Below are 10,220 nucleotides of genomic sequence, written 5' to 3'. Positions count from 1 at the left end.
CCGCATAACCGAGAATTGGCGCAAATCTCGGCGGCGGGGAGGGGAGGGCTCAGAAGGCGAGGTAGGCGAAGCCGTTGACCTCGGCCGCGGCGAGCTCCGCCGCGCCCAGCAGCACCGCATCCTCTCGGTGGGTGGCCGGCTCGATGCGCGGCACCCGGATGATGCGGCCGCGCAACCGCTCCTGGATGCCCGGGATGACGGTGTCCGAGCTTCCGACGAAACTGCTCCCCACAACCACGAGCTCCGGATCGAGCACGATCACGAGGGCCGCCACCGCGATGGCCACCATGTCGAGGATCTCGTCCGCGAGCTCCTGCGCATCGGCGTTGCCGTCGCGGGCCAGCTCGAACACGTCCTCGGCCGTCAGCGACCCGCCATCCGGCAGGGGGATGCCGCGCTCGCGAGCCCGCTGGGTGAGCGCGAGCGATCCGATGCGATCCTCCAGGTCGCCGCGCGCGTCGTACGACCGCTCCAACGAGGACCGCTCCATCAGCAGGTAACCGATCTCGCCCGCCTCCGCCCGCGCGCCCCGGTGCAGTTCGCCGTTCGCGACGATCCCGGCGCCGAGGCCGTTCTCGAGGAACAGCGCGACCAGGCTGGAGAGGCCGCGGCCCGCACCGGTGTGGAGCTCGCCGAAGGCCAGCGCGTTCGCGTCGTTCTCCACCACCACGGGCAGGGTGGTCCGCTGTCGGAGGAGCGTGCCGAAGGGGACGCCGGTCCAGCCGAACTCCGGCATCGTGCCGACCACGCCATCCGGCTGTTGCACGACCCCCGGCACGGCGATCCCGACCGCGAGGCAGGGCGTGCCCATCGAGTCGGCCGTCGCGATCAGGTCGTCGAACAGCCGGAACACTTTGCGCAGCTGGCGATCCTGGTCCGCTGCGCGTTCGGGCGACTCCGTGTCCGCCCCCGCCGGGTCCCCCGCCTGCCGCGCGCCGAGGGGAACGGAGCGCCGGAAGACGATCTTCCCGTCGAAGTCGACCAGGATGCCCGTGACCGTCTCCGCGCGGAGCTGGATCGCCGCGACGAGGCGCGAGCTCCCGGCGTAGCGGAGCAGCACCGAGGGCCGGCCGCCGGTTGACGGCTCCTGGCCGGCCGCGACGACGAGCCCGTCCTCGATGAGGGCGGCTGTCAGCCGATTGATGGTGGCCGGGCTCAGGCCCGTCTTGAGGCCGAGCTGCTGCCGGGAAAGTGCCCCGGACTCGCGGAGGGCCTCGATGATGGCCGTCTGGTTGACGCGCGCCAGAGTGCTGGTGGTCGCTGTCGCGCGCGTCCGTTTGGCCACCGGCGCCTCCTCATCCCGAGCCAGACTCGCGGCCGCCCTGCGCGGCCTGAGCAAACTTTACTATCGCAGTGGATGGATCTGGCTGCGCGATGACCCCATCGGATGCGCGCCGCTCACTTCAGCATCCGACGTGACCGCGCAGCGAGATGCCGCCGCCCATCAGGCCCGCGTCCTGAAGGGCTTTCGAGATGTGGTCCGACAGCACGCCCGAGAGCATCACGGCTTCGCTCTCGCCGCGGTCCTTCTCGACCTGACGCTCTTCGGCCCCCAGCTCGTCCAGCGAGACAGGTTCCGCCTCCCAGTTCGTCGAGAGCAGGAGTTTCCGGGCCGCCGCGATGCGCTCGTCCGTCTGAGCGTCCGCGGTCACCTCGTCGCGCTCGACGGCGACCTGCACGCAGCCGGGCGCGGTGCTGCCGTCGCTGAGCGGGAAGGTGCGGTGAACGGTGAGGTCGTAGGTCTCTGCCGTTGCGGTCCGGCTCGGGCTCGGCGTCGGTGGAGCGATCGCGGTGGCGGCGACCGACCGCTGGTCGAGATCGGCGCATCCGGCCAGCGCCGTGGTGATGCCGAGTGCCATGGCGACCCCCAGGGCAGTGACTGCCCCACTACCCCGCTGTCGTGCGTGCATCCGTCTCCCCCTTCGGGCCCCGTCGGACCGTTCCCGCGGGTCAGCATAGCGCCGGGCCGCGCGCTCTCCGTCCTCAGACGTCGTCGCCGAACCCGCGCGCGAGGAGGTCGAACAGCGCGCTCATCCGTGCCCGCTGGGCCGCCGCGACGTCGTCGGCCGGTTCTCCCGCGATCAGCCGCCGAGCCGCATCCACGAGGAGCACTGCATAGCCTCCAATGAACATCGCGGCGAACAGGGCCGCGTCGCCGTCGAATTCGGCATCCGCGTCCAGGTCATCTGCGAGCCCCTGCTGCAGCTCGCCGGCGAGTTCGCGGGCGCGGGCGACCAGGGCGGCGGAACCGCCGACGGTACGGAAGAACGGAACAGAGCGGGCGTCGAGTCCGGAGAGGGGATGCCGCTCCTCGACCAGCCGGAGCGTCGCCTCCCTGAGCGAGGCCAGCACGCCGGTGCCGCCCGCGCGGTCCCGAACAGCCGCGCGCAACACGGCCTCGGCGTCGGCCGAGCGGTCGAGGTAGAGGTCCTCCTTGCGGGGGAAGTGCTTGAACACCGTCACGCTGGACACGCCGGCCTCGCGGGCGACGTCGGCCACGGTCACGGCGTCGAAGCCGCGTTCGGCGAAGAGCCCGGAGGCGATTCCGGCGATGCGGGCACGCGTCTGCGGGCCGCCGCGCTCGCTGGTTCTGGGCATGCGGGCGTCGTCCTTCCATGATTAGCTTGTGTCACTAAGTTTAGTCGCATAACCTAGTGACATGTCCTCTGAGCAGACCGCTCCCATTGTCCCCGAGCCGCCCCTCCCCGTCGGCCGCCACGCTCCGCGCTCCCTGCGTGACGCGTGGATGGCCCTCGCCGGCCTCTCCGCCGTCTTCCTCTTCGAGATGCTCGACAACTCGATCCTCAACGTCGCCCTTCCCACTATCGGCCGCGAACTCCACGCGTCGACCGCCGGCCTCCAGTGGGTGACAGGCGCGTACGCGGTCGTCTTCGGCGGCTCGATGCTCGCCTTCGGCGCCATCGCCGACCGGTACGGCCGACGCCGGGTCATGCTCATCGGCCTCGTCCTGCTCGGTCTCGCCAGCCTGGCGACCGCATTCGTCTCGACGACGGAGGAGCTGATCGCCGTGCGCGTCGGCATGGGCATCGCCGCCGCGATGACGACGCCCGGCTCGATGGCGCTCGCATTCCGGCTGTTCGCGGCGGACGACCTGCGGGTGAAGGCGATGACCGTCATCTCGACGGTCGGGCTCGTCGGGCTCGCGATCGGACCGACGGCCGGAGGCTTCGTCCTCGCCGTCGCCCCGTGGCAGGTGCTCCTGCTGGTCAACGTCCCCATCGCGGCCCTGGCGATCGTGTGCGTACGGCTCGGCATCCCCGCCGACGACCCCGGCGGGCTGCATCGTGACCCCATCGACCTGGTGGGCGCGGCGCTGGGCACCGCCGCCATCGTGCTCGCGCTGATCGCACCGACCCTGTTCGTGGAGCAGGGCCTCGACGCCGGGATGCCGTGGCTCGTCACGGGGGCGGCCATCGCCGCGGCGGTCCTCTTCGTCGTGCGGCAGCGGACCGCACGCCACCCGCTCCTCGAGCTGCCCCTGATCGCGCATCCCCTCGTCTCCAGCGGGCTGGCGTTCAAGGCGGCCGCCGCGATCGCCACGGCGGGGCTCGGGTACCTCGTCACGCTGCAGCTGCAGTTCGACTGGGGGTGGCCTCCGGCGCTCGCGGCGCTCGGGATGCTGCCGCAGGTCGTCGTCCTGCTCGCGGGAGGGGCGGTCATCACCCCGTTCGTGCGCCGCGTCGGGATGGATCGGGCGGCCTGGATGAGCGCAGCCGCCGTCGTCGCCGGCCTCGCCGTCTACGCCGTGTTCGGCCGCTTCGGGTACGGCTGGATCGCGGTCGCCCTGGTGCTGGTGGCGGCGGGCATCCGGGTCGTCGGCGTGGTCGCCGGGACCAACGTGCTCCGTGGCCTTCCGGAGAGCCGGACCACCATCGGAGCGGCGCTCACCGACACTGCCTCCGAGGTCGCCTCGGGCGTCGGGCTCGCCCTCGCGGGGACGGTGCTCGCGGGGTTGTTCGCGGGCAGTATCGCGACGGCGGGATGGTCGCCGGAGCAGACCGCTCAATTCCGCGAGGCCGTCACGGTCGCGGGGCTTGCGCTCACCGCGGTGGCGGGTGCGCTCGTGCTCTGGGGCTTCCTGCGCGCGCGGGGTGGCGCGGCAACGCCCGAGGCGCCCGCCGCATCCTGACACCGCCGCGATGCCGCGTCGCGTCCCGCGAACACGGGCCACTCGTATTGGGGCGCGCAGCGCAGCCGAACGGAGGTCTACCGTGGGCGGCATGTTCCGGTTCCCTCGTGAAGCGACGCGCCGGCGGCGGCCAGACCCCGCCGTCGGCTCGTTGCTCGCGGGCGCGATGGCGGGCGGCATCCGTGACATCTACGGTCACACCGTCACGTACGTCCCGGAGGACCTCGTCTACGTCGAGCGGCTGTTCACCGACCTGCGCACCGACGACGGCTTCGTGGGCGACGAGTTCACCTTGCAGAGCCTGGGCTGCCTGATCGGCGAGATCCTGGTGCGGACCGACGGCGGACGGTGGAGCAGCGCGGCGCCACGGCGCGGAGTGCCGGAGGACGCCGGGCTCGCGGTGGTGCTCCCGAACGGGCGGACGGTGAACCCCATCCGCGCCGCCTACGACCGCACCGACCGCGGAGCCGACTCGTCCGTCATCCGCTTCCGTCAGGTCGCGCTGGCCTCCTGACGCTCCGGCGGTACTGCCTAGCCGACGCGCGGCGGCCGTGCTCATACTGGCGCCGTGAATCCCGCGCATCGACTCCGCCCCAGTTCCGAACGCGCCGTCGCCGGACGCTCCATCGCGGGTGCGTCGGCGCTCCTGCTGGCGCTCGCCGCCCTGGCGGGTTGTGCGCCGTCGAGCGCCTCCGACTACACCGGGACCTGGACGTCCGATCATCCCACCGGCACCAGCCTCGACCTGAAGGACGGCGGCCAGCTCAGCGGCAACGACGGTTGCAATTCGCTGACCGGCACGTGGAGCGAGTCGAAGGGGTCGATCACGTTCGGTGCGCTGGCCGCGACGCAGAAAGCGTGCGCAGATGTCGACCCGTGGCTGTCGAAGGCCGCGAGCGCGCGCTCCGACGGCGACACCCTGAACGTCTACGACGAGGCCGGGACGCAGATCGGCGTGCTCGACCGCAAGTGATCCGCCGGGGTCATCCCTCGACGTGGATGCGCAGCCGCTCGAGCGCCGCATCCCACCGGGCCGAGGCCTGCCGCAGCAGTTCGCCGGCCGACGCGAGAGCCGCCGGGTCGACCCGCCAGAGCCGCTCCCGTCCGCGGCGCTCGCTGTGCACCAGCCCCGCAGCGTCGAGGATCGCGAGGTGCTTCTCGACCGCCTGCCGCGTCACCGGGCGTTCGGCCGCGAGCCGCGCCGCCGTCCGCGGGCCCGAATCGCCGAGGGCGAGCACCAGCCCCAGCCGGGTGGGGTCGCCGAGTGCGGCGAACACCGGCGCTGCCGCCTCGAGTGTCGCCGTCACGGGCGTTCTAGGGAGGTGCGCTCGAGATAAGCGCCGAGGAGACGGGTCTGCGCCTCCCAGCCGCCGTCGTTGCTCTCGCGCGCCTGATCGCGGATGTCCTCGGGCAGCGCACCGAATCCGTCCTCCGTGATGGTGACGCGGACGCCGTCGCCCTCGGCCGCCAGGCGGAACTCGACGGTCGTCAGCACGTCGGAGCCGGGCGCCGGCTGCCAGCGGAAGGCGAACCGCGTCGGCGGCTCGATGGCGATGACCACGGCCGCGATCGGAGACCCGCGGTGCGGCTCCTGTGCGGCGGCGACCTCGGCGTCGACCGTCGTGGGAACGATCCGCCCGGTCGTCGTCCGGCCGACCTCGAACGGCCCGTCGAACTCCGCGCCGAACCACGCCCCGAACTCCTTCGAGTCGACGATGGCCGCCCATACCCGCTCCTGCGTCGCCCGCACCACGATGCTGCGCTCCACATCCACCATGATAAGCAACCTCCCGGTTGCCCTTTCTAGCACACTTCCGTCTCTTCGGCACCCCGTTCACTCCCGCCGGAGCCCGGGCGTACGGTTCAGCGCATGAAAGTCGTGTTCACTGGTTGGCTCGTGGGAATCATCGTCGGTCTGGCGCTCATGTTCGCCGTCGTCATCTCGGGACGGTGACGGGATGAGACTGCGCGAGCACGGCCTCAGCATCGCGTTCGCCGCGCTCTTCCTCGCCGCCCTGATCGGGCAGTCCGTCGCGGGACTGTTCCAGTTCAACCAGGATCAGCTCTCGCACGGCGGCAGCACGGAGTCCTGGCTCGCTTTCATCACCTCGTCCGACTTCGTCGTGGACGTCGCCGAGAACTGGCAGTCGGAGTACCTGCAGTTCTTCCTGCTGATCCTGGCGACGATCTGGCTCGTCCAGAAGGGGTCGCCCGAGTCGAAGAAGCCCGGCGACGAAGGTCTCGGCACCGATGAGGAGCAGCTGATGGGTCGGCACGCGCGGCCCGACTCGCCGAGCTGGGCGAAGGTTGGGGGATGGCGCAGCGCGCTCTACTCCAACTCGCTCCTGATCGTGATGGGGGCGATCTTCCTGCTGTCGTGGCTGCTCCAGTCGCTGGCGGGCCAGGTCGTCTACAACGCCGAGCAGGTGGAGCACCACGAGGCGATGGTGAGCTGGGGACAATACCTGGTCTCGGCGGACTTCTGGAACAGGACGCTGCAGAACTGGCAGTCCGAGTTCCTGGCGGTCGGGAGCATGGTCGCGTTCTCGATCTACCTCCGGCAGCGCGGCTCCTCCGAGTCGAAGCCCGTCGGAGCGCCCCACCACACGAGCGCCGTCGACGCCGAGTAGCCCCGCCCCCGCCCCCGCCCCCGCGCCCGCTCCCCATCTCCACCCCCACCCCCAGCGTCGAGTCCACAAACTTTGCACGCTCCCGCCGCGCGCCACGTGCAAAGTTTGCGGACTCGACGGTGGGGGGAGAGGGGTGGGCGACGGAGAGAGGCGCCGAGTAGGGTGTGGCCGAGGGAGGAGGCCGCGTGCGGGTGACGTCCTGGCTCCGACGCCACGATCCGGGCTTCAGTGCGCTGCGTCGCGCGGCGCGCGCGGCCATCGCGGTGCCTCTGCTGTTCCTGCTCGGCAGCCGGGTCATCGGAAATCCCGAGGTCGCGCTGTTCGGCGCGTTCGGCGCCTTCGCCATGCTGCTCTTCGTCGACTTCGGCGGCCCGCTGCGCGAGCGGGTGCAGGCGCACGCGGCTCTCGCCATCACGGGAGCGGTGCTCGTCTGCCTGGGCACGCTCGCGTCGTCCCCGATCTGGCTGTCCTCCCTCGCGATGGCCGTGGTCGCCCTCGTCGTGCTGTTCGCGGGTTCGGTGAGTTCCGTCATCGCCTCGGCCGGCACCTCCCTGCTCCTCGCCTTCGTGCTGCCGGTCACCCTGCCGGGGACCGTCGCCGACATCGGCCCGCGCCTGCTCGGCTGGGGGATCGCGGCGGTCGTCGGACTCATCGCCATCACCCTTCTCTGGCCGGCGCCGGCCCGCGAGCCGCTGCGTCTTCCCGCCGTCGAGGCGTCCCGCGCGCTCGCCGCCCGCATCCGGGCTGAGCTCCCGATGATGGGGGATGCCGCCGAGATCGCGGCCCTGCGCGAGCGGACCGCTGCGGCGGGGGAGGCTGCGGTCGGCGCACTGCAGAGCGTATTCCTGGCCACCCCGTACCGCCCGACCGGACTGAGCGCGCCGGCGCGGACCGTCGTCCGGCTGGTCGACGAGCTGAACTGGCTGAATGCGGTGATCGGCCAGATGGTCCGCCATCGGGCCGCACCGCCCGACGGGATGGATGCTGCAGGTCCGCGCTCGGCGACGGCCGCGGCAGCGCGGCTGGGGGCGGCGGCGGCCGATGTGCTCGAGGAGGGCGCGCTCGTTCTCGCTCAGCACGCCGCGGATCCCGCAGCGCTGGAGTCGGCGCTCGACCGCCTCGCGCTCGAACGGGCAGCCGTGGAGCAGACGACGCTCGCCGTTTCTCCGGTGGGGCGCACTCCCGCCTCCGATGAGCAGGCCGAGCGATTCGTGGCCGCCCTCGACCCGGGCTTCCGAGCCCAGGAGCTCGCCTACGCCGTCGAGACCGTGGCGGGCAACATCGCCCTGACAGCACGCGCGGAGCGGCGCACCTGGTGGCAGCGGATGCTGGGTCGGCAGCCGGGTGATCTGAGCGGTCCGCTGGCGGCGGCGACGGAGCGTGCGTCGGGGTTCGTCGGCTGGAACTCGGTCTGGCTGCGCAACAGCATCCGCGGTGCGATCGGCCTGGGCCTGGCCGTCCTGCTCGCCAAGGCGACCGGCGTCCAGCACTCGTTCTGGGTCGTGCTCGGAACCATATCCGTCCTGCGTTCGAGCGCACTCAACACCGGGCAGACGGCGCTCCGGGGCGTGCTCGGCACGGTCGTCGGCGTGATCGTCGGCGCGGCCGCGCTGTTCGTCATCGGCGGCAACCCGGTCGCGCTGTGGCTGGTGCTCCCCGTCGCCATCCTCATCGCAGGGATCGCGCCGGCGGCGATCTCATTCGCTGCCGGTCAGGCGGCGTTCACGGTGGTCCTCGTCCTGCTGTTCAACGTCATCGCGCCGACGGGATGGACCGTGGGCCTGATCCGCATCGAGGACATCGCCCTCGGCTGTGCGGTCAGCCTCGTCGTCGGCGCCCTGTTCTGGCCGCGCGGTGCGTCCGCGTCGCTGCGGACGGCCGTCGGGGATGCGTATCTGGCCGGCATCGACTACCTCCGTGCCGCCGTCGAGTTCGGACTGGCGCGCTGCGACCCGGCGACACCGCGTGGCGCCGAGCCGCGGCAGCAGTCGCTCAGAGCCGCGGCGGCCTCCCGTCGGCTGGACGACGCCTTCCGCACCTACCTGACGGAGCGAGGTGCCAAGCCCCGCCCCCTCGCGGAGGTGTCGGCGACCGTCACCGGCGTCGCGGGCATCCGGCTCGCGGCCGACGCGATCCTGGAGCTGTGGCGCGGTCAGTCGTCCGAACCCTCGGCTGCTCCCGGTGCGGCCGCCGCACACGCGACCCTCGACGGGCAGGTCGACCGCCTGGAGGACTGGTACCGCGCCCTCGCCTCGGCCCTCGAGTCCCGCGCCGACCTGCCGACGCCGGCGCCCCCGGATCCCGCCGCCGACCGCTCCCTGGCCTCCGCTGTGCTGGGCGAGCTCGACCATTCGACGGCCGGCGCCGCGACGGCCGTCCGCATCATCTGGACCGCCGACTATCTGGAGGTCGTCCGTCGCCTGGAGCGCGCGATCGTCGAGCCGGGTGCTCCGCCGGTGTAGCCCGCGCGCCCGGTCGCGCGCCCGAAGCCGGCGCCCGCGGTCGCGTCTAGCCGCGGACCCTCGCCCCGGTGGATGATCTGCCCGACACCACCGCGACGAGGGGATGCAGCATGCAGCAGAACGAACCGGCTCCGTCCATCCGAGAGGCCCACCGCGACGCCGGCGACGCGCTCCCGTTCTCCGACGGCGCGGACTTCGCGGCAGCAGAACGCGGCTTCCTCGGCACCCTGGACGACCCGGCCATCCGCGACGCGGCCGGCACGGTCGTCTGGGACACCTCCACCTTCGGCTTCCTCGACGGGGATGCTCCGCCGACGGTCCACCCGAGCCTCTGGCGCCAGGGGAAGCTCGTGCTGAAGAACGGGCTGTTCGAGGTGACGGAGGGTCTGTACCAGGTGCGCGGGCTGGACCTGTCGGTGATGTCGTTCATCGAGGGGGACTCGGGCGTCATCGTCGTCGATCCACTGCTCACGAAGGAGACCGCCGCCGCCGCCCTCGGCCTCTACCGCCGGCATCGCGGTGACCGCCCGATCGTCGCGGTGATCTTCACCCACAGCCACCTGGACCACTTCGGCGGCGTGCTCGGCATCGTCAGCGCGGAGGAGGTGGAGGACGGCCGCGTCGAGATCGTCGCCCCGGCCGGGTTCATCGAGCACTCCATCTCGGAGAACGTGTATGCGGGCACCGCGATGGCACGGAGGGCCGGCTACATGTACGTTGCCGCGCTCGACCGCGGTCCCTCCGGGCAGGTCGGTGCGGGCCTCGGCCTGACGCTGTCGACGGGGGAGACGACTCTGCTCGTGCCGACGATCGATGTCGCCGAAACCGGCGAGCGGCTCACTTTCGACGGGGTGGAGTTCGAGTTCCAGCTGGCCCCGAACACCGAGGCGCCGGCGGAGATGCACTTCTTCATCCCGCGCTACAGCGCACTCTGCATGGCCGAGAACGCACCCATAACCTCCACAACCTGCTGACGCT

The 10,220-nt window shown here is 71.9% G+C and carries 11 protein-coding genes; 6 read left to right on the top strand and 5 right to left on the bottom strand.

Going from position 1 to position 10,220, the window contains the following annotated elements; all coding sequences use genetic code 11:
• Positions 1-49: 49 nt before the first annotated feature.
• From J2Y42_RS01005 to J2Y42_RS00995, 3 genes are all read right to left on the bottom strand, one after another.
• A complete protein-coding gene (locus J2Y42_RS01005) occupies positions 50-1,285 on the bottom strand; it encodes an ROK family transcriptional regulator (protein ID WP_309853917.1) in 1,236 nt (411 codons plus the stop codon).
• A gap of 118 nt (positions 1,286-1,403) precedes the next feature.
• Entirely contained in the window at positions 1,404-1,859 is a 456-nt protein-coding gene (locus J2Y42_RS01000) for a hypothetical protein (protein ID WP_309853914.1), read from the bottom strand.
• Between the two features lie 124 nt (positions 1,860-1,983).
• On the bottom strand, positions 1,984-2,598 hold the full coding sequence (locus J2Y42_RS00995) for a helix-turn-helix domain-containing protein (RefSeq protein WP_309853911.1): 615 nt from the start codon (positions 2,596-2,598) through the stop codon (positions 1,984-1,986).
• A gap of 148 nt (positions 2,599-2,746) precedes the next feature.
• Here J2Y42_RS00995 and J2Y42_RS00990 point away from each other — a divergent pair, with 148 nt between their 5' ends.
• The 3 genes from J2Y42_RS00990 to J2Y42_RS00980 all read left to right on the top strand — a co-directional run bounded on the left by J2Y42_RS00990 (position 2,747) and on the right by J2Y42_RS00980 (position 5,123).
• The gene (locus J2Y42_RS00990) at positions 2,747-4,150 is read left to right on the top strand and encodes an MFS transporter (RefSeq protein WP_309857979.1); all 1,404 of its coding nucleotides are present in this window, start codon (positions 2,747-2,749) and stop codon (positions 4,148-4,150) included.
• Between the two features lie 91 nt (positions 4,151-4,241).
• The gene (locus tag J2Y42_RS00985) at positions 4,242-4,664 is read left to right on the top strand and encodes a hypothetical protein (protein ID WP_309853910.1); all 423 of its coding nucleotides are present in this window, start codon (positions 4,242-4,244) and stop codon (positions 4,662-4,664) included.
• Positions 4,665-4,718: 54 nt separating this feature from the next.
• The gene (locus J2Y42_RS00980) at positions 4,719-5,123 is read left to right on the top strand and encodes an META domain-containing protein (RefSeq protein ID WP_309853907.1); all 405 of its coding nucleotides are present in this window, start codon (positions 4,719-4,721) and stop codon (positions 5,121-5,123) included.
• A 10-nt stretch (positions 5,124-5,133) separates the two neighbouring features.
• Here J2Y42_RS00980 and J2Y42_RS00975 read toward each other — a convergent pair whose 3' ends face one another.
• Both J2Y42_RS00975 and J2Y42_RS00970 read right to left on the bottom strand, forming a co-directional pair.
• Positions 5,134-5,457, bottom strand: a complete 324-nt coding sequence (locus J2Y42_RS00975) for a metalloregulator ArsR/SmtB family transcription factor (RefSeq protein WP_309853903.1) — start codon at positions 5,455-5,457, stop codon at positions 5,134-5,136.
• Positions 5,454-5,927, bottom strand: coding sequence for an SRPBCC domain-containing protein (locus tag J2Y42_RS00970; RefSeq protein ID WP_309853901.1), 474 nt, complete (start codon positions 5,925-5,927; stop codon positions 5,454-5,456). Before J2Y42_RS00970 ends, J2Y42_RS00975 begins: the two co-directional genes overlap by 4 nt.
• A gap of 181 nt (positions 5,928-6,108) precedes the next feature.
• Between J2Y42_RS00970 and J2Y42_RS00965 the strand changes: the two genes are divergently transcribed.
• From J2Y42_RS00965 to J2Y42_RS00955, 3 genes are all read left to right on the top strand, one after another.
• The gene (locus J2Y42_RS00965) at positions 6,109-6,780 is read left to right on the top strand and encodes a DUF6766 family protein (RefSeq protein ID WP_309853898.1); all 672 of its coding nucleotides are present in this window, start codon (positions 6,109-6,111) and stop codon (positions 6,778-6,780) included.
• 185 nt (positions 6,781-6,965) lie between these two features.
• Positions 6,966-9,242, top strand: a complete 2,277-nt coding sequence (locus J2Y42_RS00960; RefSeq protein ID WP_309853896.1) for an FUSC family protein — start codon at positions 6,966-6,968, stop codon at positions 9,240-9,242.
• A 110-nt stretch (positions 9,243-9,352) separates the two neighbouring features.
• Entirely contained in the window at positions 9,353-10,216 is an 864-nt protein-coding gene (locus tag J2Y42_RS00955; RefSeq protein WP_309853893.1) for an MBL fold metallo-hydrolase, read from the top strand.
• Positions 10,217-10,220 lie beyond the last annotated feature (4 nt).

Source organism: Leifsonia sp. 1010 (assembly GCF_031455295.1).
Taxonomy (GTDB): Bacteria; Actinomycetota; Actinomycetes; order Actinomycetales; family Microbacteriaceae; genus Leifsonia.
This window is presented reverse-complemented; position numbering and strand designations above follow the sequence as displayed.